Here is a 22,497-nt window from a genome sequence, read left to right on the forward strand (position 1 = left end):
GCCGGTCAGCGGGCGCTCGCGACGAGCGGGTCGGCCCCGCGAGCGATCCGGAGGAGGTCGCGCACCGACACGTCCCTGGCCCGCCGTCGCTCCGCCTCGGTGAGGTTGCCCTCGGGGACGAGCAGCCGGAGACCCCTGGGGTGGATCCGGAACCGCAGTGGCGCCTCGAGCTCCAGGGCCTCGCCGTCGACGCCGGCGGCGACGGTCCCGCTCCTCGAGCGGACCTCGAACTCGCGGCAGGTGAACTCGTGCCAGTGGCGGCTGCGGCGTCGCTGGCCCAGGGCCGACATCGCGACGACCGACGCGGCCTCGGCGCCCGTCGACGCGGTGACGGCGACGACCCCCAGGGCGCCGGTGTCGACGCGACGGCGCTGGGCGACGTCGGGGGTCGGGCCGAGCACGTAGGGGTTGTTCGACACCTGGACGAGGAAGGCGCCGTCGACCTCGTTCCCGTCCGGTTCCCGGAACTCCAGGTCGAACGGGGCCTCGGTCCGGCCCAGCATGTCCGGGAGCAGCTGGAGTGCGGTCTCGGCCTTGGCCTCGCGGTAGCCGTCGTGCTGGACGATCGTGGCGTACACACCGAGCGACACGTTGTTGACGAAGAGCCGATCGCCGACGGTGGCGTAGTCGATCCGGCGCTCGATCCCGTCGCGGAAGGCGCGGAGTCCTTCGCGCGGATCCTCCCGGTTCAGGCCCAGGTCGAGGGCGAGGTGGTTGCGGGTGCCGGCGGACACCACCACGAACGGGAGGTCGTGCTCGACGGCGATCGACGCCACCAGTGCCTGGGAGCCGTCACCACCGGCCATGCCCAGGCAGTCGGCGCCCCGGGCGACGGCGTCACGGGCCAGCTGCTCGAGGTCGAGCCCGGCGTCGAGCATCACGACCTCGACGTCCATCGACTCGGCCAGTTCGACGAGGCCGAACCGCTCGACCTTCCCGCCCCCCGACCAGGGGTTGCAGATCAGCACCGGTCGGCGGGGCACGACGACCGATCTCGGCCTCCGCCGATCGAACTCGTGCAGGTGGCTGCTCAACGCCGCCCTCGCGGAGCCCACCGCGGCAGCCACCAGGACACCGAGCAGCACCAGCCGCAGCACCGGGTCGTCCCCCGCGGGGCTGGCCTGCCCGACGACCACCACCACGAGCGCCCCGCCGAGGGCCAGGCCGACGACACCCAGCAGCCGGCGGGGCATGCGCTCGGTGATGAGCCACCATGCGCCGGCCACCGCGACCGCCAGACCGAGCAACGTCAGCAGGACGTAGACCGCGTGTCGCCAGGCGAGGCCGATCGCGAGCACCGCGAGCACCGCTCCCGCAGCGAGTGACACGACCGCCCACAGCTGGGCGGGCACGCCGATGGGGGCTCGTTCGGACATCCCGACGATCCTAGGGAGCGACGAGTTCGTCGTCGCGCCCGCCGGGTCACGCCGGCCCGAGCGTCACTAGGCTGCCGGCCACAACGGCGGTCCGACGATTCCGGATCGCCTCGACCGACGTGGCCGCGGGAACGGCCGGGAGGCTTCGATGGGCTGGAATCTGGCGAACCTGTTCGAGTCGGTGGTCGACGTCATCCCCGACCGGACCGCCCTCGTCGTACCCAACGCCGTCGGCGGACCGGTGCAGCGCACCTACGCCGAGCTCGACGAGCGGGCCAACCGCCTCGCCCATGCCCTCGGCGACCGGGGGATCGGAGCCGGGGACAAGGTGGGGATCTACGCCTTCAACTCCCCGGAGTGGGTCGAGGCGCAGTGGGCGTGCTGGAAGCTGCGGGCGGTCCCGATCAACGTCAACTACCGCTACGTGGAGAACGAGCTCGGCTACCTGTTCGACAACGCCGACCTCGCCGCCCTCGTCCACGGCGCCGAGTTCTCGCCCCGCATCGCCGCCGTGCGCGCCAGCTGTCCGCTGTTGAAGGTGTGCCTCGCCTTCGACGACGGCTCCGGAACTGACATCTCGGTGTGCGACGCCGTCGACTACGAGCAGGCCCTCGCCGCAGCCTCCCCGGAGCGGGGGTTCGACGAGCGCACCGGCGACGAGCTCTACATGCTCTACACCGGCGGCACGACCGGCATGCCCAAGGGCGTGATGTGGCGGCAGGAGGACTTCTTCAAGGCCACCATCGGCCCGGTGATGACCACGATGACCCCCCCGCTCGTCGAGGAGTCGGAGGTCCCCGAGCGGGCCCTCGAACGGACGCCGTCGGTGTCGTTCCCGGTGGCCCCGCTCATGCACGGCGCCGCGCAGTGGACGAGCATCGTGGCCGCGCTCGGCGGCGACACCCTCGCCCTCAGCGGGGCTCACCACTTCGACCCCGTGGAGGTGTGGCGCATCGCCGCCGAGACCGGCACGGTCACGATGTCCCTGGTCGGCGACGCCCAGGCCCGACCCCTCGCCGACGCCCTCGAGACGCTCCCCGACGACATCGACCTGTCGTCGCTGTTCCTGGTGAGCTCGGGCGGGGCGATCCTGTCGCCGTCGGTCAAGCAGCACCTCTCGACGCTGTTGCCGAACATCATCATCTTCGACGCCATCGGCGCGTCCGAGACGGGTTTCCAGGGCACCGGCAGCAGCTCGGACGCCCAGGGCCGCCCCCAGTTCATGTTCGGCGACCACACCCTGGTCATCGACGACGAGGGCAACCCCACCACCCCGGGTGACGGCCAGGTGGGCCGGCTCGTGCGCCGCGGCCACATCCCTCTCGGGTACTACAAGGACGAGGTCAAGACCGCCGAGACGTTCCCGACCATCAACGGCGAGCGCTGGGTCGTCCCCGGCGACATGGCGGTGGCCGAAGCCGACGGCTCCATCACCCTGCTCGGGCGGGGTTCGGTGTCGATCAACTCCGGCGGGGAGAAGATCTTCCCCGAGGAGGTCGAGCTGGTGCTCAAGGGCCACCCCGACGTGTTCGACGCGGTGGTGGTGGGCGTCCCCGACGAGCGCTGGGGCGAACGGGTCGCCGCGGTGATCGCCCCTCGAGGCGACGCCCGACCCACCGTCGAGGAGCTCCGTGACCACGCGAAGGCGATGCTGGCCAGCTACAAGTTGCCCCGGGAGGTGCACTTCGTCGACGAGATGGTGCGCTCACCCTCGGGCAAGGCCGACTACCGCTGGGCCAAGGGCGTGGCCCGGGACGACGAGTCGTCGTCCTGACACCGCGCCGACACGGGAGCGGTCGCCCTCACCGCCACCGTCCGCTCCCCCGGGTCGCGCCGGTCAGCCGACCCGCTCGGGCTGGGCGTAGTCGAGGAGCAGGGCGCGGTCCTCGGGCAGCACGAACCCGGCGTCGATGCCACGGTCGGTCGCCTCGGCGAAGCGCCGCTCGTAGTCGGCCCGGCTCGGGTGGAGCTCGGCGATGCGCTCCGGCGGGAGCGGGAGCGTCGAGCCCATCAGCAGGCAGAGCAGCGAGGCGTCGGGCGCCGACTCGCCCGACAGTACGTCGACGGGCACGTCGACCACCGGGGTGCGCACCCCGCCGACGGCGATGCCGTCGGCGTCGCGGACGATGTCGGGCGCGTCGGTCACCTCGAGGCGCGGGGCGGCGGGGGGCGGCTCACCCGTGCGGACCCAGTGCTCGAGGCCCCGCAGCGCAGCTTTGGCGACGACATGGGTGGCACTGTCGTTGATGGGCACCGCGCACCCCAGCGAGTCGGCCCGGTCGCCGACCAGTCGGGTGTCGGCGTGGGCGCCGCCGGCGACCTCCCACAGCCGGTAGGTGTCGGTGTCGGGTTGGCGGACAGCCACCGATCCGAGGACGCTCGTCACGTCGCCCTCGGCCTGCAGGACCATGACCGGTGCCTCGAGGTCGCTGCGCAGCAGGACGGGGTCGGGCACCCCGAGCGAGCCGGCCAGGTCGACCGAGGCGCCCGGCTCGGCGAGCGGCAGCGCCACGAACGCCCGGCTGTGCACGAAGAAGCCGTCGAAGGCCCGGGTGAGCGGCTGGACCCCGTTGTGGTAGGTGGTGAGGGCGACCGCGGACTGGGACTCGCCGACGGCGAGCACCACGTCGGGGGTCACGCCGCCGGTGGGCGCCCCGCCGTCGCGCAGCGCCCGGGCCACCTGGGTGTAGATGTCGAACGAGTAGCCGTCGCCGGGATGGTCGAGGGTGGCGTACCGGGCCGGGTCGAGGGCCTTCAGGCCCTTGCCGGTGATGCCCTCGGCGCCGGGGGTGGAGACCAGCACGGGTCCGCCCTCGACGCCGCTGCGCTGGGCGGAGACACCGACCCAGGTGTGGCCTCGACGGGTGATCTCCTCGGCCAGCACCACCCAGTCGGGGTTGGCGTCGGCGCCGCCGCTCACGTTGAGCCACTCGACGAGCACCGTTCCACTGGCCTCGGCCGGGTCGGCGGGCCGGCGGACGACGATCCGGGTCCGGTACGGGGCCGTGGTGTCGGGCACGAACGACCACACGCCGTCGCCCGGGAGGCCGTCCGGCGCGGCGTAGTCCGTCGCCGTCCCGGCCGCCACGAACTCCTCCTGCACGTAGCCGGTCAGGTCCGGTTCGGTCGCCTCGGCGACGAACGGCTCTCCCGGTCCGGTGATCTGTTCGGAGAGGTCGGCGACGGGACCGTCCGGTCGGGCGACGGTCGGGACGGTCGCGCCGGCGGTCGCGTCGCTGCCCGACTCGTCCGACGGCCCCGAGCAGGCTGCGACGACGAGCATCGCCACCACGAGCCCGATCGCGCCGATCGCACGTCCCCGGCGCCGCCCCGCCTCCACCCCTGGACCGGCCACTCGCATCGCTCCCCCGTCGCCGCCCTTGCGACCGTCGGCGGGACCCTCCCGCCCGGGCGAGGCTATGCGACGGGCCGCCGCCCGACGCGGGACGCGTCCCCTTCGCTCAGACCGACGCGGTGCCGCCGAGGCCGCGCCACACGAGCGACGCGACGCGCTCGGACCAGTTCCGCGTCGGGGGTCGCCCTGCGAGGGCGTTGGCGTACCAGCTCCCGGTGAACACGGTGAGCGCCACCTCGACGTCGGCGTCGGCGTCGAGCAGGCCCTGCTCCCGGGCCCGTTCGAGGATGCCCCGCAGGCGCGACCGGCGCGGTGCCACGACCCGCTCGCGGTAGAGGGCGACCAGGGTCGGGTCCGTCGAGTCGAGCAGCATCGTCCCGACCATCGAGAGGCCGTCCGGGCGGCTCACCCCCCGGCGGAAGGCATCGAGCTCCCGCACGAGGTCGGCGAAGGGGTCGTCGGTGGGTGGTCGAGCCTCGGCGGCGGACATGGCGGCGATGGCCGCGGTGGCCAGGTCGGCCTTCGACGACCACCGGCGGTACACGGCCTGGCGGGTGGTGCCGGCCTCGGCGGCGATCGCCACCATCGACATGGCGCCGTAGCCGTGGGCGGCGAGGTGGCGACGGGTGACCTCGAGGACCCGGCTGTCGATCGCCGGGTCACGGGGCCGTCCGGGCGGGCGTTCGGGCACGGGAGGGAGGGTAGCGGAGAGCGGGGTTTCATTACAGGGCTGTAGTGTTTAGAGTCACTGTCCGGAACTCGCGGTCACGTCCCCGACCGAGGAGAGGAGACCTGCGGCAACGGGCTCGACATCGCCGACGCGCTCCTCCGGCGGTGACGGTCCGGGCTCCGCTCACGACGACGACCGACGACGACCCGCCCCTCGACCACGTGACCCCGACCAGACCGACGAGGAACCGATGACGCCGACCCCCCTCCCCTCCCCCGCCACCACGAACCTCCGGCCCCCCGACCCCGCGGAGGTGGACCTCCTGGCCCGCGGCGTCCTGAGCGCCGTGCGACCCCCCGGGGGTCACAGCGAGTTCCAGGTGCTGCTCGTCCAGTCGGCGTTCGAGGCGCTCACCGGGCACCGGATCGACCCCGCCGCGCTCCCCCCGATCTCCGCCACCGAGCTCGCCGAGGGGATGGCGGACCGCAACGCCGCGTTCCGCACCCGGATCCTGCAGACGATGATCCTCGGGGCCCTGGTGCTGCGCCCGCTCCCGCCGGCCGTCGCCGCCCAGGTGGAGGAGTTCGCCACGGCGATGTCGGTCGACGACGGCATGCTCGCCGTCGCCCAACGCTTCGCCGACGGCCAGCTCGGGTTGGCGGCCGTCGACTTCGACCGAAACGGGTACACGTCGGGATGGAGCGAGGAGCGGGCCACGAAGCTGAACGCCGCCGGACTGGCCGATGCCTGGGAGCAGTCGTCCGACGACCCCGCCCTGGCGGCCCGGTGGGCGGCGCTCGAGTCGCTCCCCGCCGGTACCCTCGGGCGCCGCATCTGGGAGCTCTACCGGGCCCGCGGTTTCGCCTTCCCCGGTCAACCGGGTTCCGCACCCCCGCTGCTCGCCCAGCACGACTGGGTCCACGTCCTGGCCGACTACGGCACGAAGGTCGAGGCCGAGCTCGAGGTGTTCGCGTTCATCGCCCGCGCCAACGACGACCCCAAGGGGTTCTCGCTGCTCGCCATGGTGGTGAGCCTGTTCGAGACGGGGTACCTCGCCACCGGGGCCGGGCTCTTCGAGTCGTTCCCCGGCCAGCTCTCCCGCGACGGGATGGCCGACCGGATCGCAGATGCGTTGCGACGCGGGGCGATGAGCCACGGACTCGACGATGAGCCCGATGTCGACTTCCTGGCCATCGACTGGTTCGAGCTGGCCGCACACCCCGTCGACGAGCTCCGTGAGCGGTTCCACATCACCCCGAAGTCGACGACCGCCGTGGCCGCCGGCAGCGTCGGGCCGTGGGAACGAGGAGGCATCAGCGAGTACCAGTACGACACCGCCCGTCGAGCCGCCGAGGCGGCCGGCGACACCTACGACGCCTACGGCGCCACCCCGTGACCGGGCCGACGCATCGACCCTCGGTGGGCGGCGCGGGTCGGGGAACGTCCGTGCCCCGGTGAGCGTTGCACCGCCCATGCGCATCGACGTGTGGTCCGACGTGATCTGCCCCTGGTGCTTCCTCGGCAAGCGCCGCCTCGACACCGCGCTCGCCCGGCTCGACTGGGGCGACGAGGTGGAGGTGCGCTGGCGGGCCTACCAGCTCGACCCCACCGCCGGGCCCGAGCCCGGCGACCTGCGCCAGGCACTCGAGCGCAAGTACGGGCCGGGCGCCTTCGAGTCGATGACCAGCCGGCTCACCGCGCTGGGCGCCGACGACGGCATCGACTACCGGTTCGACCGGGCCCTGCGGGTCAACACCGTCGACGCCCACCGCCTGCTGGCCTGGGCCTGGGACCAGGGCGGGGCGCCTGCTCAGGGCGCGCTGGCCGAGCGGCTGTTCCTGGCCTACTTCACCGAGGGCGCCAACGTCGCCGACCACGCGACCCTCACCGGCCTGGCCGGCGAGGCGGGGCTCGACGCCGCAGTCGCGACGTCGGTGCTCGCCGGCGACGGATTCCGCTCCGAGGTCACCGGGGAGCTGCACGGCGCGCTCGAGCGCCAGATCAGCGGGGTGCCGGCGTTCGTCATCGAGGACCGGTTCATGATCCCCGGCGCCCAGGACGTCGACACGTTCGTGGCCGTACTCACCCAGGCCCGCGACCGTCTGGACCCGGTCGGCCCGGGCACCCCGGACGGCGAGGCCTGCGCGGTCGACGATCCGACCTGCTGATCCCCCGGGGGCCGTCCCGATCGGCTCGTGTATCCCTCGACGGGGTTCGTTCGTCTCCTCGGTGCGGACCTGAACGACAGGCCCGAACGAGAGAGGGAGATCGTCATGACGAACGAGGCTGGTTGGGATCGTGTGGCCCGGGTGGTGCTCGGGATGGTGCTGTTGGTCGTCGGCTTCGGCGTGCTCGGCGGGACCGCCGGGGTGATCGTCGGGGTGGTGGCCCTCGTGCCGCTCCTGACCGGGATCATCGGCTTCTGCCCGCTGTACGCGGTGTTCGGCATCCGGACCAACCGGACCGAACAGCACACCAGCCCACGATGAGGGAGCGGCGGACGGGCCCGGCTCGGTCGGCTCCTACGCTGGCCGCCGAGGGGGCCCCCGCCGACCCGACCCCCCGTGGAGGCGGTCGATGAGCTTCGATCCCGACGAGCTTCCCGAGCACCTGGACGTGCTGTACCGCTACGCCGTCGGAGTGACCCGTGACCCCGGTCTCGCCGAGGACGTCGTGCAGGAGACGGTGCTGCGGGCCCTCGAACGCCGCGACCAGTACCGCCGCGACGCGCAGCTGTCGCACTGGCTGATCCGCATCGCCCACAACCTGATCGTCGACAGGGCCCGCCGGTCGAGCCGGGAGATCCTCGTCGACGCCGTCGAGAACGACTGGCGCGACGACGCCTTCACCGTCGACGCCGATGCCGTCATCGAACAAGCGGCAACACGCGCCGAGCTGCTCGACGCCCTGGCCCGACTGCCCTTCATCTACCGGTCGGCGGTGGTGCTCCACGACGTGGAAGGGCTGCGGGTCAGCGACATCGCCGAGATCTCGGGGGTGTCGCTCCCCGCCGCCAAGCAACGACTGCGGCGAGGGCGCATGGCCCTCGTCAGCGCCCTCGCTACCGGACACGAGCGCCGACTCGCCCTCGAAGGAGTGCCCATGCCGTGCTGGGATGCCCGACGCCACGTGAGCGACTACCTCAACGGCGAGCTCGACACGGACACCAGGTCCATGATCGAGACCCACCTCGCCACCTGTCCGACCTGCCCACCGCTCTACGCCGCGTTGGTCGGGGTGAGCGACGAGCTCGGGCAGCTGCGCGACCCCGACTCGGTCATCAACCCCGAGATCGAGGCCCGCGCCCGGGCCGCGATCGCCTCGCCGGCCTAGGCGCCTCGCCGGTGTCCGTCAGCGCACGCCGAGGGCGGATGCGGCCCGCTCGGCGGCCTCGGGTCCGACCGTCTGGCGCAGGAGCAACAGGCCGTCGAGGAGGGCGATCGTGGCGGTCGCCTCGGTCCGGCGACGCGCCGGTCGGCCCTCGAAGAGGGTGGTGAGCCAGTCGATCCAGGCCTCGACGAGTTGGGGCACGAGGGTCCGATGGGGCTCCCGACCCGCCGCGGCCAACCCCGTGGCCTCGAAGAAGAGGGCGAACACGGGGTCGACGCTCGATCGGGCCAACACCGGCCACGCCGCACGGGCGAGGTCGAGGTGGCCGTCCGCAGGACCGGTGAAGGCCTCGCCCAGCGCGCTCTGGAGACGGGCCCCGAGTGAGAGCAGCACTTCGGTGAGCAGGTCGTCCTTGGTGGCGAAGTAGTAGACGACGGTTCGGTCGCTGATGCCGAGGTGCCCGGCGACCCGGCCGAAGGTGATCTGGCTCAGACCCTCGGCGAAGGCGACCTCGACGGCGCCGGCGAGGATCTCTTCGCTCGAGTGCTTCGGGCCCATGGCTTGATTGTAGCGATCACTACAAATAGGGTCCGTAGTGACCACTACAAACCGTCGGGCACCCGGGCCGCCGCACCACCGCTCCCCTGCTCGACCCTTCGAGACCGGAGAACGGGTGCCACCTCTCACCACCGCCACCGCCGCCGACCTCTTCCGCCGACCGCCCGACCGCCACCTCGACGTCGGCGCCGGCGAGGTCGCCCACCGCTGCGTCGGCAGCGGGCCCGACGTGTTGTTCGTCCACGGCTGGCCCGCCAGCGGGGCGACCTTCCGGAAGCTCCTGCCCCACCTGGTCGATCATGTGACCTGCCACGTGATCGACCTCCCCGGTGCCGGTTCGAGCCGCTTCGACGCGAACACCCCGTTGACCGTCGACCAGCACATCGCGTCGGTCCGTCGGATCCTCGATCTGCTCGAGACGGACGACGTCGCCGTGGTCGGCCACGACAGCGGCGGTCTCATCGCCCGACATGCGGTGGCCGGCGACCCTCGCCTACGGGCCATGGGGCTCGTGAACACCGAGCAGCCCCACGGGTTGAGCTGGAGGTTCCGGTCGTTCCTCGCCGTGCGCAGGGTTCCCGGAGTCGGCGGCGGGCTGGGATGGGTGGTCGGTCGGCGGCGACTGCGCCGCCACCGTTTCGTGCTCGGGGACGCGTTCGCCGATGCATCCCTGCTCGACGGCGAGTTCGACGAGTTCTTCCTGCAACCCCTCCACGACGACCCGGCCCGCCGACGAGCGGCAGTCGCGCTCCTGCGCAGCTTCGATGTCCGCCTCGTCGGGGAGCTCGCAGGGGTGCACCGCCGTCTCGAGGTCCCCGTCCAGCTCGTCTGGGGCGACCGGGACCCGTTCTTCCCGTTGGCCTGGGCCGAGGAGATGGTCGCCGCGTTCCCCGATACCCACCTCCGGGTGATCGAGGGGGCCGGGTTGTTCGCCCACGAGGAGCGCCCCGCCGAGGTGGCCGAGGCGCTGCTGCCCGTGCTGACCGCGCCCGGCTGACCTCATCGCCGCCCCGAGCCGGAGGCCGTCAGCGAAGCGGTCGGACGACGTAGAAGGCGTAGGAGTAGTGGTCGCCGAAGCGCCGGAAGGCGTCGATCTCGGTCGCGGCGGAGCGGACCACCTCAGCGGCGGCCGCGTCGTCGGGGGCGCGGGCCCGCAGCGCGTCGACGCGTCCCTGCATCGGCTCGTAGTACTCGTCCCACCAGGCCGAGGGGGGCAGCGTGAACATGGCGACGCTGCGGTAGCCGGCCTCGTCGATCCGGGACCTGATCCCGGTGTCGTCGGTCATGGCCGGATACTCCGACGACCACCAGTCCCGGATCTCGTCCGGGGGCGCCTCGGTGAGCCAGACCGGTTCGGTGAAGGCCACCGTCCCGCCGGGGGCGAGCAGCGGCCGCCACCCTCGCAGCGCCTCGGTGACGCCCAGGTTGTAGATGGCGCCCTCGCACCAGATCAGGTCCTGGCCACCCGGCACCACCGGCGGTCGGGCCATGTCGCCCACCTCGGCGTGGGCCCGGCCCTCGAGGCCTGCGTCGACGAGGCGGCGGTTGGCCTCGTCGACCATGTCGACGAGCAGGTCCAGAGCGAGGATCTCCGCCTCCGGGAGGGATCGAGCGAGGCAGACGGTCTGCGCACCGGGCCCACACCCGAGGTCCAGGACGGATCGGGGGGTCGGCCCGGGCACCAGCGCCAGCGCCCTGGTGGTGTGCTCGTCCCCACCCGGCCCGGCACGGGGAAGGGTGCCGTACACCTCGAGGAAGCGCTGCAGGGCGTGAGGGTCGTCGAGGTCCACCGCGCCAGCCTACGAACGACGCCGCCCGGCGATCGGTTCTCGTCTCCGCGGTCCGGGCCTGCACGGACGCCGACGAGCCGACCGGCGTCGACGTCGGGTCCTGGCGGTCACGTCAGCGATCCCGATGTCCTCGACCCGCAGGGCCCGCATCCGCTCGTCCGGGTCGGACGGCCGCCCCTCCTCGATGCCGACCGGTTCTGCGAACCTCGCCGGCAGCGTCCCGAACCCTGTCGATGGCGACCTTCGGGGACGGCTTTCAAACCCTCCCGAGATCGCGGGAACCCTTGCAGGACAGGGGTCAGTGGGCCCGAGGCGCCCGCGGACGGCCGTCGATCGGACGCGAGACGGGGCTGCGCCGGGCGCGCCGGGCGCGGTTCCAGAGCAAAGGGGACGGCTTTCAAACCTTGTCCAGCGACGCCTGTCCGAGACCGCAGTGGATGCCATCGTGGTCGCCCACACGGAGGGGACGACGATCGACGCACTCGCGAGTCGATTCGAGGTCCACCGGACGACCATCCTCCATCACCTCGATCGCCGAGGCGTTCCCCGGCCGCCAAGCGCGCAAGATGACCGATCGCTCTGTTCACCAGGCGGCCAACGCTACGAGGCGGGCGAGTCGCTCAAGGTCGTTGGGGCCCAGTACGCCATCGACGCAGGCACCCTCGCCCGAGAGTTCCGGCGCGCCGGCGTACCGATCCGTCCCCGCCGAGGCTGGGTGCCCCGACCCAACCAGGCGAGCACCCCTTCCCCAAAGGGTTCCTGAGCTTCCGTCCCTGACGGAGCCGCTGACCTGAAGACGCCAAGTGCAGGACGCTGTGCTGCTCGGTGTCTGCGAGGCGCCGTCGACTCGGGCTGAGGTCATCGACAGATGTGTCGTTGGCGTCCCGTGAGGTGGTGGAAGTAGCGAGGCGGTCGAGGCCTCGGTCGTCCCGGGCCGGTCCGACCTGGGGTGGATCTAGTTGTTGCTGCCCGCAGCTGCAAGTGTCCAGCGATGGTGGTATGCGAACCCGACGGCAAACCCTGCCGTCCCTCCCCGCAGACGATTCGGTAGAAGACCTCAGTCCGCGACGACTTGCGATTCAGCCTCCGGCGCTGTCGGCCAAGGCCTCCTGGGTGAAGGGGTCGTCGTCGACGGGCACATCGGGGCGTCGGGTACCGGGCATGATCTCGAAGGTCGGGGTGAAGTGCACGAGCATGCCAGCGAGGGTGAGGAGGACGCCGGGGTCGCCCTCGACCTGGGCGGTGCCATCAGTGAGCTGCTCCTGCAGGGGCCTCGTACCGATCATCGCCTGCTCGATGTCGGAGCGGTTGATCGTGATCGTGAGGTCGGCGTCCTCCGCGAGGAAGCCTTCGAGGTTGGTGAGGGTGCCGTTGGTCAGCTCGACGACGAACCGCTCGCCGTTGTCGGGGGTGATCAGGTTGATCGTGAACGACGCGCTCTCGGCTCGCACGGGGTCGAGCCGGATCCCGAGCAGGTCGAGGAACTGCCCGGTGCTGACGGCGCGGATGACGTCGGGGCCCGAGGCCTTGGGGACCGAACCCTCGGGTAGGCCTGAGCGCAGCTCGAACGCGGCGGCCAGGAAGCTGTTGCGGACGCTGGGGCTCTCCCGCTGGTAGCCGATCTGCTCGAAGGCGTCGGCCAGCAGCTGGCGCGCGTCGGCGTTGTCGGGCTCGGCGTAGACGAGCTTGTTGAGGATCTCGACGGCGAGCAGGTACTCGCCCTCGTCGACCAGCTCACGGCCCCGAGCCAGGATCGGCTTCGCGCCGCCCATCATCTCGACGTACAGCGGGGCCGAGTCGCTCGGAGACAGCGGGAGCAGGGTGGCGGGGTTGCCGTCCCAGTAGCCGAGCCAGCGGTTGATCACGGCGCGGGTGTTGTGCTCGACCGAGCCGTGGTAGCTGCGGGCCGCCCACTGCTGCTGCAGGCTCCCCGGTGGCTGGTACACGTTGTGGATCTCGTTGATGGTGACGCCCTGGTTCGCGAGGTGCAGCACCGCGTTGTTGAGGTGGGCGTAAGCGTCGCGCTGGGTGCGCATCACCTCCTGGATCCGTTCGTTGCCCCAGCGCGGCCACGAGTGCGAGGCGAACATCACCTCCGCCTCCTTGCCGAAGAGGTAGAGCGCCTTGTTGATCTGGCGGGACCACTCGAGGGCGTCACGCACGAGCGCGCCGCGCAAGGTGTAGATGTTGTGGACCGTGGCCACGATGTTCTCGGCTGCCCAGAACGCCTTCCACTCGGGGAAGTAGGTGTTCATCTCGGCCGGCGCCTCGGTGCCGGGGGTGTTCTGGAACACCATCCGCACGCCATCGACGGTCAGCTCCTCGATGTCGTCCGCGATGTGCACCGTCGGAGCGATCAGGCCGGCGGTCCCGTTGGCCACGCCCTTGCCGATCGCCTGGTCGACGTGACCGAACGGGCTGCGGGCGAGGAGGGTCCCGTACTGGTACACCATCCGCCGGTTCATGGCGTTGCCGGCGTACACGTTCTCGGCCACAGCGTGTTCGAGGAACCCGATCGGGGCGATCACCTGGACCGTCCCGGCGGCCACGTCGGCCGAGTCGATCACGCCCCGCACCCCACCCCAGTGGTCGGCGTGGGAGTGCGAGTACACGACGGCGACGACCGGGCGCTCCCCGAGGTGCTCGGTGACAAGCGCCAGGGCAGCGGCCGCGGTCTCGGTCATCGTCAACGGGTCGAACACGATCCAACCCGTGTCGCCCCGGACGAACGTGATGTTGGCCAGGTCGAAGCCGCGCACCTGGTAGATGCGATCGGGCAACACCTCGTAGAGCCCGTACTCCATGTTGAGCACGGCCTGGCGCTGCAGCGACGGGTGGATGCTCTCGAGCGGCTGCCCGTCGAGCAGGAAGTCGTAGGCACCGATGTCCCACACGGCCCTGCCGTCGTCGGCCACGATCCGGCGTTCGCTCGGTGCAGCCAGGAAGCCCCGCCGAGCCTCCTCGAAGTCCCGTTCGTCGTCGAAGGGAAGGGCGGCGTGTGCCGTCTCGTGGGCCGCCACCGTATAGGAGGAGGCTGGTCGTCCCAGTGGGTGGAAGTGTGCGTGATCGGACATCGGACCTCCCGCTCCAGCGGTTCGCGCACGACGCTCCGCTTGGTGAACGCTGCCTGTGTTTCCAACTGTCTACACTAGGGGATTGTGGTCACGTCAACTCCGAGAGCACAGCAGCGGAGCGACAGCGATGCCGCCATCTTCGATGCGGCCTACCGGCGCTCAACGATGGCCTCCCGCAGCTGTCCGGCACTCGAACGAGCTGACCCGGCGACGGTCCGGCATCGGCTTCGCGGGAGTGTCCGTGACGGTCGTCGACGACACCGCTCCATCGTCGAAGTCGCTTGAATCGCCGTCGCGGCGCGGCTCACCTGACGAAGGGCAGACGTGGACACGCTCATCAACATCGCAACGTTGGTCTTCGTGGTCTCGTCGATGCTCGCCATGGGCCTCAGCCTGACCCTGACCGCGATCTTGGGACCTCTCCGGAGCCCGCGCTTCGTGTTCACCGCCCTCGGGGTCAACTTCGTCGCCGTGCCGCTCATCGCCGTTGGCATCCAAGCGGTGCTCGACCTCGACGACCCCCTCTACGCCGGGCTCTTGCTCATCGCAACCGCTGCTGGTGCCCCGTTCCTGCCCAAGCTGGCGGAGCTCGCCGGCGCCGACGCGGCCCGGGCGGTCGGCCTCATGGTCCTGCTCATGACAGCGACCGTGCTCTACATGCCTGTGGTGCTCCCGATGCTGCTTCCCGAGGTGACCCTCCACCCGTGGGACATCGCTTCGTCGCTGTTGCTCCTGATGCTCCTCCCGCTCGCCGTCGGCCTCCTCGTCAAGGCCAGAGCCGGACGAATCTCGGAGAAGTGCCAACCGATCGCGGCGCGTACATCCACCATCGCCATTGCCGTCCTCGTCGTGGTGGGCATCGCCGCGAAGTGGAGCAACGTCGTCGACCTGTTCGGCACCGGCGGACTGGCCGCCATCGCAGCCTTCCTCATCGGCGCGCTCGTGGCCGGCTTCCTCGCCGGTGGCACCGAGCCCGCTGCCAGGTCACTCAGCGGGCTCGGAACCGCCCAGCGGAACCTGTCCGCCGCGCTCGTCGTCGCCGCCCAGAACTTCAGCGACACGCCCGACACGCTGACGTTCGTCATCGTCGCCGCCCTCGTCGGCCTCGTCGCGCTGATCCTTGCTGCGAGCCTGTTCGGGCGACGAAACCGACCGGCCGCGCCCACGGATTCGCAGGGGGCTTGAACCTGCCCAGCCTCGTGCGCGTGGTCGGACACCGGGTCTCCCGCTCGTGGCAGTTCGCGCACGACGCTCCGCTCGGTGACGAAGCTGTCGCGTTTCCAACTGCCTACAGTGGAAGACCGTGGTTGCGACAATTCCGGGGGTCCAAGAGCGGACCGACAGCCAGGCGGCCATCCTCGATGCGGCCTACGGGCTGTTCGCCCGCTTCGGGCCCGACGGCGCCTCGTTGCGGGCCATCGGCGAGGCCGCCGGCTACACCCACGCGTTGGTCGTGCGCCACTACGGCACCAAGGACGGGCTCGTTGACGCCGTCGCGGCCCGCATGGCTGCCGTCGTCGATGGCGGAGTCGACAGGATCACCACGACGTCGGACCAGCCGGTGGCCGAACTCCTGCACGCCGCCCGCACCCATCGGGCCAGCAGCCAGCTCCTGATCCGCAGCGCCTTGGGTGATCTCCCGGCGACGGGCTTCCCGGCGTGCCTGCACCTCGGTTGGCTGCAGGCTCACGCGAACCGCCAGGGGCGTGCGAGCACGGCGATGCCAGAGCGGCGCCGACGAATCGCCGCCTACGCGGCGACCTGCGTGATGCTCGGTTTCGTCACCTTCGAGGGCTTCGTGGTTGCCGCCACCGGACTGGGTGCGCTCTCGCCTAAGCGACGCGACCGCGCGGTCGCACTCTCGGTGGATCGAATGCTGCAGGTCGGCGGCAGCCACGAGCCGCGCCTCGAGTCGCGCGATCTGTCGCCGCTGCCGTCGGTGACGGCCGCCGACACGGAGGACGACGACCGTCCAGCATCAGGTCGTGACGCCCTCCTGGCATCGGCCATCGAGCTCTTCGCGGCACGTGGCCCGGCTTCGGTGTCGGTGCGCGGCATCGCCCACCATGCGAACGTCAACCAAGGTCTGATCTACCGCCACTTCGGCTCCAAGGACGCGCTGCTGGCGGTGGCGATCGAGGAGAGCAGCAGCGGTCTGTTCCCCGCCGCGCTGGCGGACGAGGGCTTCGACTTCGACGCGGTGAGCTGGATGGTGCACCACCGCTCCCCCGCTCCCCGCCTGATCGCCCGGACCCTCGTCGACGACGTCGACATCCGCACCGTCCGTCGACGGTTCCCGATCCTGCGCCGCCTCATCGACGACTTCGACGATGTGCCCACCGGCGCGGGGCCGGGCGACCTGTCCGATCCCAGGGTCGCCGTCGCCTCGGCTGCCAGCCTCGTGCTCGGATCCGCCGTGTGGGGCGAAGCGGTTGGGCCCGCCCTCGGGCTGCGAGGCGGCATCGAGAGCGCTGTCTCCGACCTCGCCCGCCTCCTCGTCGCCGAACCGCTGGCGATGCAGACTGCGCCGGTCCGCGGGGATGGCTGACCCCGGCAACCCGCCGCTCCTGGCGCCCAGCCCATGGCGCCGCCGGTTCGCCTCGATCCAGGCGGCGGCCGTGGCGGGCATCATCTGTGCGGTCGGCTGGTCGGTGTCGCTGAGAGGACTGCTCGCTGCGCCAGGCATCTCGGCCACCGACGCCGAAATCGCTAACTTCTACGCCGAGCGGGCCAACGCCACCGCTGCGCTCGTGTGGCTGCAGGTCCTCGTGTTCTCCACCATCGCGTTCCTGTGGTTCGTCGGGGTCGTTCGTGGTCGAATCGGCGACAGCGAACCCAAGCTGTTCGGCACGGTGTTCCTCGGTTCCAGCATCCTGTTGGCCGCGCTGCTCTTCCTCGGCGGCGCGCTGCTGGCGGCACCGGCCGTCCAAGTGGCGGTGGCGGACAAGTCGCCGGACCCTGGCGCGGTGTCGCTGCTGCGGTCGACCGCTGCGGGCGTGCTCACGGTGGTGCTCCCCCGGGTGGCGACGCTGGTCATGTTCTCCACCGCCAGCCTGGCACGAGCCACCGAGGCGCTGCCGCGGTGGCTCGTGCTGCTCACCTACGCCGTCGGCGTGTACGAACTTGTCAACGTCACCGTCGACACGCCAACCGTCTACATCGTCCCCGCCTGGATCGCCCTCGTCAGCGTCGTGCTCCTGGTCCGCCGCCCCGCCCATCCCTTCGAGCTCGACGCCGCGACGACCCGACCGAACTCACCTACCTGACCGAACCACCGATCGGGCCACAGCGCAAGCACCTCTGCGACCCCACGTCAGCGCACCGCCGGCGGGTCGTCCCACGAGGGATCGGCGGAGAACTCGACGGTCAGCCACGCGTCGAGGCCGAGATCGGTGAGTGCCCTGGCGACGGACCGGCGGACGTCATCGGTCTCACCGACCGTCCGGTCGGGCTCGGTGACGTACTCGGCGTCGACGTAGAGCTTGGTGCCGACCTTGGTCATCCGCACGGTCGGCGAGTCGAGGCCATGGGCCACCGACACGGCCTCGATGGCCGACTGCACCCGTTCCTGCACGGCGTCGTCGGGTGCCGCCTCGAGCAGCTCGCGCAACATCGTGCGCACCATGCGCAGCGGCGGCACGACGAACACGCACGCCGCCACCAGCACGAGGCCGGGATCGACGTAGCCGGCCAGGTCCGACCGCGACGAGTCCGCCAGCAGCTGCGCCCCGACGAAGGCGGCGAGCATCCCGGCGCCGAACGCACCGCCTGCCCGCCACTGGGTCGCCTCGGCGTCGACCAGCTCCGACGACGACGTCCGAGTGAGCCAGGCGGCCATGCCGAGCGGGGCGACGAAGGAGATGGCGGCGTAGACGAGCCCCCATCCGCCGACCACCTCGCCACCGCCGGAGAGGATCGTGGAGAGCGCCTCGAAGGCGGCGTAGGCGCAGGTGGCCAGCAGGGCGACACCCTCGATCCCGATCACCAGCGGAACGACGCCCTCGCGTCCGTACGGGTAGCCGGGTGTGGGACCGCTGCGGCCGGCGCGTGACGCGAGCAGCGCCATCCACGCCAGCCCGACGCCGAGGAGGGAGAAGGCGCCGTCGAACAGGATCACCTGCGAGCCAGACACGATGCCCAACACGATGCCGATGGCTGCGAACACCCCGGCACCGACCATCGACGCCGTCAGCGCCCGCCGCTCGTTCCTGGCTTCGTCGGCCTGAGCTGGCACCGTCAGGTCCCCTCGTCGTCGGCCGGGCGGTGTTGCTCGACCCAGGCGGCGGCGTCCATCTCGGCGGCTTGCAGGGCGGCGCCAACCCGCTCGTCGCCCCGGTAGAGGGCCTCGGGTCCGACGACATCGAGCACGCCGGTGGCGGCCAGCTGCTCTTCGATCCGCTCGTTGGTCGAGACGACGAGGAGTCGTGACCCGACCTCTCTGACGGCGATGGCGTAGCGGCGCACGACGTCCATGAACGTGGTCCCGAGGTCCGACCGCCCCCGCAGCCGGAGGACGACGACCGTGCCACGTGAGGTCGACGCTACCGTCGGCAGGGCGTTCTCGAACACCGGGGCGGCGGCGAAGAACAGGCTGCCGTAGGGCTGCAGCACCACGACTTCGCCGGCGGGCAGCTCAGCTGGTGGTGCGACCTCGATCACGTGGCCGTCGGCGTCTCGGACCCGCCGCACCACCGTCACCTGGTTGGATTGGCGCACCACGTGCAGCACGACCGACAGGCCGACGCCGACCATCACCGCGTACTGCAGCGGGATCACCATCGTGAGCACGAACGTGACGACCAGGACCGCCTTCTGCACGACACCGGTCCTCCACACCGAGCGCACGTCGGCGGGCTTGACGGTGCGCACGCCGATCAGGATCAGCAGGCCGGCCAGCGCAGGCATGGCCAGGTAACCGACGGCGTCACCGAACGCGACGATCACGACCGCCATCACCGCTGACGCGACGATCGGCGCCCAGCGGCTGCGGGCGCCGGCCGCCTTGTTGATGGCCGACGCCGACACCGACCCGCCGACCGGCATGCCCTGCATCACCCCCGACGCCACGTTGGCGACGCCCTGCCCGACGAAGTCCCGGGACGCGTCCGGGTAGCGGCCATCGGGGTTCACGAAGTTCGCCGAGATCCCAGCACCCTGCACCAGCCCGACGAACGCCAGCGACGCCGCCGGCACCAGCAGTGCCGGCACCGCGCCGACCAGGGGCCACGTCGGTGTGGGCAACCCGTCGAGGTCGACACCGAGATCGGACAGCGTGGCGACGCCCGACCAACCCAGCGTCGCAGCGGCGGCCGAGGTGGCGATCACCCCGACCACCAGGCCCAACGCCCCGATCGATGTGCGTTCCAGAGCGATGATCAGCAGGATGGTGCCGAGGCCGACGGCCACGCTCCGCCAGTCGAGCTCGCCCGGCGACAAGACGGTGTTGAGCGCCCGGACCACCCGATTGGCTCCGTCGGCGGCGAACCCGGTCAGGTTGGCGAGCTGGCCGAGCACGATGTTCACGCCGACGGCGTTGATGAAGCCGACCATGACGGCGTTGGACACGAAGCGCAGCACCGAACCCAGCTTGAGGAGCCCGGCGGCCAGCATCACTGCGCCCGTGAGGATCGACAGCGTGAACAGCGCCCGCTCGGGGTCGGTGCTGTCGTGCACTGCAGGAACGTCGGCGACGACCATGGCCATCGCTCCGGTGCCCTGCACGACCATGAACGTCGACGAGGTCGCCGCTGCCCCGGCGAGGGTGCCGACCACGTAGGCGTAGAGGCCGGCCAACGGGCTCACCCCGGCGAGCAGCCCCGTCGCCAGGCCATCGGGCACGCTCTGCACACCGAGGACGAGACCGGCCACGCCGTCGCGGCGCAGCCTGCGACCGATCGCTGCGACGCGACTCGACCTCATCGTCACCGGACCTCCACAGCTCCGCTCGTTACCATATGTCTACACCTGGAGGATCTGGCCGATGAACTGGTCCGAAGTGCAGATGAGTCCGGCGTTCGGCTTCACCGTGGTCGGGCTGATCATCGTGGCCGCACCGATCATCTTCGAGCGACTCCGCCTGCCAGCCGTGCTCGGGCTGCTCACCTTCGGCGCCCTGATCGGCCCGAACGTGCTCGATCTGCTCCCGCAGTTCACCGGCCTGCGCGCCGTCGGGAGCATCGGCGTGCTCTACCTCATCTTCCTCGCCGGGTTGCAGCTCGACCTCGAGACCTTCGCCCGCTTCCGCAAGATCTCCGCCGGGTTCGGCGCACTCACGTCCGTCGTCCCGATGGCGCTCGGCACCGGCGTGGCGCTGCTCCTCGGCATCGACCCGCGCCCGGCGCTGCTCATCGGATCGTTCTGGGCGTCGTTCACCCTGATCGCCTATCCCACAGTTGCCCGGTACGGCCTGTCGAGGACTCGCGCCGTCGCGGCGATCGTGGGTGCCAGCGCGATCACCGACGCCGTCTCGCTCGTCGTGCTCGCCCTCATCGTGGGCGCCGAGACCGGCGACGCCGGCGGCGCCCAGCTGGTGCTCCAGATCGCCGCCGGGTTCGTCGTCCTCGGCATCTACTGCTTCGTCGTGGTCCCAGCTGTCGCCCGCTGGTTCTTCACCGGTCTCGGCCAGGAGCGCACCCTGCGCTACATGCTGGTGTTCATCTCGCTCACCTCGTCGGCCATGGTCGCCGAGCTCGTCGGTGTCGAGCCGCTCATCGGCGCCTTCTTCGTCGGGGTCGGGCTCAACCGCCTCGTGCCGAACGCAAGTCCGCTCATGGCCGTGACCGACTTCTTCGGGAACGCCCTGTTCATCCCCACCTTCCTGATCTCGGTCGGGCTGCTCTTCGACCCAGAGGTCATGTTCGTCTGGTCGACCATGCGACTGGCCATCGCCTTCACCGCCGCGCTCGTCGTCGGCAAGGCCATCGCCGCCTGGCTCACCGGACTGACCTTCCGTCTGGCGCGAGCCGAGGTGGGACTGCTGTTCTCCATGTCAGTCGCCCAAGCCGCAGCGACCCTTGCCGCCACCGTGATCGGGTACGAGATCGGCCTCTACGGCGCCGACGTGGTCAACGCCGTCATGGTCGTCGTGGCCGTGAGCCTGATCATCACCTCCGTCACCACCAACCGATTCGCCCCCCGCGTCCCACCTCCCGACGACGACCGCCGCCGCGCCGGCGAGATGGTGCTCGTACCCGTCCTCGGCAACCTCGACGGGCTCCCCGAGATGCTCCGGCTCGGTCGTGACCTGGCCGACCCCGCCGGCGGCATCGTCCAACCGCTGGTCCCGGTGGCCTCTGCGACCAGAGACGACCTCCGTGCCGGGCGCGCCATGCAGGCCCAAGCCGACCAGGCACTGCGCGAGCTCGGAGGCGACGAGGAGACCCTGCTTCGGGTGGACCGGTCGGTCGCCGGCGCATTGCACCAGGCGGCCATCGAACATGACGCCTCCCTCCTGCTCCTCCAGTGGCCCGGACCCGGCGACCTCCGTGCCCGGATGATCGGCGCGACGTTCGGTGAGATCATCACCGCCACGTCGGTCCCCGTCGTGATCGCCGGACTCCACCCCCGCAGCGGCGGCGAGCGCATCGTGGTGTACGGCACGCACCAGGACCTCGTGCCCGGCAACCGGCCCACGATGGCGCTCGCGCTCGAGGTGGCGTCCGCACTGTGTCGCCGCAGGGACGAGCCGCTCGTCATCGGCCCGGTCCCCCCATCAGCACTCGAGGACGCCGGTCTCACGATCCCTCCGACCGCGGACCATCGGGAGGCAGACGAGGACCTCGAGACCTGGGCGGCGGCAGTGACCCGCCCCGGCGACGTCGTCGTCGTACCGATCCACGACCGCGCCATCCGCAACGACGCGATCCGCGTCTACCAATCCGGCCGATCGGTGCTCGCGGTCAACCAGAACCCGGAAGCGTCGTCGGGACCGGCCACGAGTCCCCTGAACCTCGCCGTCGGCCGCTCGTTCGCCACCTGACAGCCCCCAGCCCGGGAGGAGCGAAGCAGGACCTCTCTCCAACGTGCCTACGAGCCACCCGGATCACGTCCTCGCGGAACTCACGGGGATAGGGCTTGGGCATGGTGGACATCCTTCCAGCGGTGCCTTCCGGCACCACAGATCAGATGTCACCGACTCACGGGGCAGGTATGACTCCCATGTTCGTAGCAGGTCTCGCCCGAGGAACCTTCGTCGCATCTTTCAAACCCTGCCTCTGACCAGGGGTGATGCGGCGAATCGTTGCGTTTTCCACAACGTTCGTGGGCGTAACAGGACTCGAACCTGTGACCTCTGCCGTGTGAAGGCAGCGCTCTAACCAGCTGAGCTATACGCCCGGGGTCCGGC

General features: G+C 71.1%; 18 protein-coding genes and 1 tRNA gene. 10 read left to right on the forward strand and 9 right to left on the reverse strand.

What is annotated here, in order from left to right:
- Positions 1-5: 5 nt before the first annotated feature.
- Complete coding sequence (locus MUE36_09280) at positions 6-1,376, reverse strand: hypothetical protein (GenBank protein ID MCU0311124.1); 1,371 nt, start codon at positions 1,374-1,376, stop codon at positions 6-8.
- 148 nt (positions 1,377-1,524) lie between these two features.
- Here MUE36_09280 and MUE36_09285 point away from each other — a divergent pair, with 148 nt between their 5' ends.
- Entirely contained in the window at positions 1,525-3,150 is a 1,626-nt protein-coding gene (locus MUE36_09285; GenBank protein MCU0311125.1) for an acyl-CoA synthetase, read from the forward strand.
- Positions 3,151-3,213: 63 nt separating this feature from the next.
- Here MUE36_09285 and MUE36_09290 read toward each other — a convergent pair whose 3' ends face one another.
- Positions 3,214-4,731: a hypothetical protein gene (locus MUE36_09290; GenBank protein MCU0311126.1), complete on the reverse strand. Its 1,518-nt coding sequence runs from the start codon at positions 4,729-4,731 to the stop codon at positions 3,214-3,216.
- 106 nt (positions 4,732-4,837) lie between these two features.
- Positions 4,838-5,422: a TetR/AcrR family transcriptional regulator gene (locus MUE36_09295; GenBank protein ID MCU0311127.1), complete on the reverse strand. Its 585-nt coding sequence runs from the start codon at positions 5,420-5,422 to the stop codon at positions 4,838-4,840.
- Positions 5,423-5,651: 229 nt separating this feature from the next.
- On the opposite strand from MUE36_09295, the gene MUE36_09300 reads away from it, so the two are divergent.
- From MUE36_09300 to MUE36_09315, 4 genes are all read left to right on the forward strand, one after another.
- Positions 5,652-6,797: a hypothetical protein gene (locus MUE36_09300; protein ID MCU0311128.1), complete on the forward strand. Its 1,146-nt coding sequence runs from the start codon at positions 5,652-5,654 to the stop codon at positions 6,795-6,797.
- A gap of 76 nt (positions 6,798-6,873) precedes the next feature.
- The gene (locus MUE36_09305; GenBank protein ID MCU0311129.1) at positions 6,874-7,569 is read left to right on the forward strand and encodes a DsbA family oxidoreductase; all 696 of its coding nucleotides are present in this window, start codon (positions 6,874-6,876) and stop codon (positions 7,567-7,569) included.
- A 105-nt stretch (positions 7,570-7,674) separates the two neighbouring features.
- On the forward strand, positions 7,675-7,890 hold the full coding sequence (locus MUE36_09310) for a DUF2892 domain-containing protein (GenBank protein ID MCU0311130.1): 216 nt from the start codon (positions 7,675-7,677) through the stop codon (positions 7,888-7,890).
- A gap of 88 nt (positions 7,891-7,978) precedes the next feature.
- Positions 7,979-8,734: a sigma-70 family RNA polymerase sigma factor gene (locus tag MUE36_09315; protein MCU0311131.1), complete on the forward strand. Its 756-nt coding sequence runs from the start codon at positions 7,979-7,981 to the stop codon at positions 8,732-8,734.
- Between the two features lie 18 nt (positions 8,735-8,752).
- Here MUE36_09315 and MUE36_09320 read toward each other — a convergent pair whose 3' ends face one another.
- Positions 8,753-9,289 carry a TetR/AcrR family transcriptional regulator gene (locus MUE36_09320; protein ID MCU0311132.1) on the reverse strand — a complete coding sequence of 179 codons (537 nt, stop codon included), beginning with the start codon at positions 9,287-9,289 and terminating at the stop codon, positions 8,753-8,755.
- Positions 9,290-9,404: 115 nt separating this feature from the next.
- Here MUE36_09320 and MUE36_09325 point away from each other — a divergent pair, with 115 nt between their 5' ends.
- Positions 9,405-10,286: an alpha/beta hydrolase gene (locus tag MUE36_09325; GenBank protein MCU0311133.1), complete on the forward strand. Its 882-nt coding sequence runs from the start codon at positions 9,405-9,407 to the stop codon at positions 10,284-10,286.
- Between the two features lie 28 nt (positions 10,287-10,314).
- Here MUE36_09325 and MUE36_09330 read toward each other — a convergent pair whose 3' ends face one another.
- Together MUE36_09330 and MUE36_09335 are read right to left on the reverse strand one after the other, a co-directional pair.
- The gene (locus MUE36_09330) at positions 10,315-11,079 is read right to left on the reverse strand and encodes a class I SAM-dependent methyltransferase (GenBank protein ID MCU0311134.1); all 765 of its coding nucleotides are present in this window, start codon (positions 11,077-11,079) and stop codon (positions 10,315-10,317) included.
- 1,079 nt (positions 11,080-12,158) lie between these two features.
- Complete coding sequence (locus tag MUE36_09335; GenBank protein MCU0311135.1) at positions 12,159-14,099, reverse strand: MBL fold metallo-hydrolase; 1,941 nt, start codon at positions 14,097-14,099, stop codon at positions 12,159-12,161.
- 378 nt (positions 14,100-14,477) lie between these two features.
- Here MUE36_09335 and MUE36_09340 point away from each other — a divergent pair, with 378 nt between their 5' ends.
- The 3 genes from MUE36_09340 to MUE36_09350 all read left to right on the forward strand — a co-directional run bounded on the left by MUE36_09340 (position 14,478) and on the right by MUE36_09350 (position 17,419).
- Entirely contained in the window at positions 14,478-15,338 is an 861-nt protein-coding gene (locus MUE36_09340) for a hypothetical protein (GenBank protein ID MCU0311136.1), read from the forward strand.
- A 118-nt stretch (positions 15,339-15,456) separates the two neighbouring features.
- On the forward strand, positions 15,457-16,701 hold the full coding sequence (locus MUE36_09345; protein MCU0311137.1) for a TetR family transcriptional regulator: 1,245 nt from the start codon (positions 15,457-15,459) through the stop codon (positions 16,699-16,701).
- Positions 16,694-17,419, forward strand: a complete 726-nt coding sequence (locus tag MUE36_09350; GenBank protein ID MCU0311138.1) for a hypothetical protein — start codon at positions 16,694-16,696, stop codon at positions 17,417-17,419. Before MUE36_09345 ends, MUE36_09350 begins: the two co-directional genes overlap by 8 nt.
- A 47-nt stretch (positions 17,420-17,466) precedes the next feature.
- Here the strand turns inward: MUE36_09350 and MUE36_09355 are convergent, their stop codons facing one another.
- Entirely contained in the window at positions 17,467-18,387 is a 921-nt protein-coding gene (locus MUE36_09355; GenBank protein ID MCU0311139.1) for a cation transporter, read from the reverse strand.
- A gap of 2 nt (positions 18,388-18,389) precedes the next feature.
- Positions 18,390-20,072, reverse strand: coding sequence for a SulP family inorganic anion transporter (locus MUE36_09360; GenBank protein ID MCU0311140.1), 1,683 nt, complete (start codon positions 20,070-20,072; stop codon positions 18,390-18,392).
- A gap of 61 nt (positions 20,073-20,133) precedes the next feature.
- Here MUE36_09360 and MUE36_09365 point away from each other — a divergent pair, with 61 nt between their 5' ends.
- Positions 20,134-22,131, forward strand: a complete 1,998-nt coding sequence (locus tag MUE36_09365) for a cation:proton antiporter (protein ID MCU0311141.1) — start codon at positions 20,134-20,136, stop codon at positions 22,129-22,131.
- Between the two features lie 282 nt (positions 22,132-22,413).
- Here MUE36_09365 and MUE36_09370 read toward each other — a convergent pair.
- Positions 22,414-22,487 (reverse strand) — tRNA-Val (locus tag MUE36_09370).
- Positions 22,488-22,497 lie beyond the last annotated feature (10 nt).

Source organism: Acidimicrobiales bacterium (genome assembly GCA_025455885.1).
Lineage (GTDB): Bacteria > Actinomycetota > Acidimicrobiia > Acidimicrobiales > Acidimicrobilacustridaceae > Rhabdothermincola_A.

What these genes read in the sequence shown, in the direction of transcription:
- MUE36_09305 (MCU0311129.1), top strand. Translation starts at nt 6,874, where the DNA reads ATGCGCATCGACGTGTGGTCCGACGTGATCTGCCCCTGGTGCTTCCTC.
- MUE36_09310 (MCU0311130.1), top strand. Translation starts at nt 7,675, where the DNA reads ATGACGAACGAGGCTGGTTGGGATCGTGTGGCCCGGGTGGTGCTCGGG.
- MUE36_09360 (MCU0311140.1), bottom strand. Translation starts at nt 20,072, where the DNA reads ATGAGGTCGAGTCGCGTCGCAGCGATCGGTCGCAGGCTGCGCCGCGAC.
- MUE36_09315 (MCU0311131.1), top strand. Translation starts at nt 7,979, where the DNA reads ATGAGCTTCGATCCCGACGAGCTTCCCGAGCACCTGGACGTGCTGTAC.
- MUE36_09280 (MCU0311124.1), bottom strand. Translation starts at nt 1,376, where the DNA reads ATGTCCGAACGAGCCCCCATCGGCGTGCCCGCCCAGCTGTGGGCGGTC.
- MUE36_09300 (MCU0311128.1), top strand. Translation starts at nt 5,652, where the DNA reads ATGACGCCGACCCCCCTCCCCTCCCCCGCCACCACGAACCTCCGGCCC.
- MUE36_09320 (MCU0311132.1), bottom strand. Translation starts at nt 9,289, where the DNA reads ATGGGCCCGAAGCACTCGAGCGAAGAGATCCTCGCCGGCGCCGTCGAG.
- MUE36_09365 (MCU0311141.1), top strand. Translation starts at nt 20,134, where the DNA reads ATGAACTGGTCCGAAGTGCAGATGAGTCCGGCGTTCGGCTTCACCGTG.
- MUE36_09350 (MCU0311138.1), top strand. Translation starts at nt 16,694, where the DNA reads ATGGCTGACCCCGGCAACCCGCCGCTCCTGGCGCCCAGCCCATGGCGC.
- MUE36_09285 (MCU0311125.1), top strand. Translation starts at nt 1,525, where the DNA reads ATGGGCTGGAATCTGGCGAACCTGTTCGAGTCGGTGGTCGACGTCATC.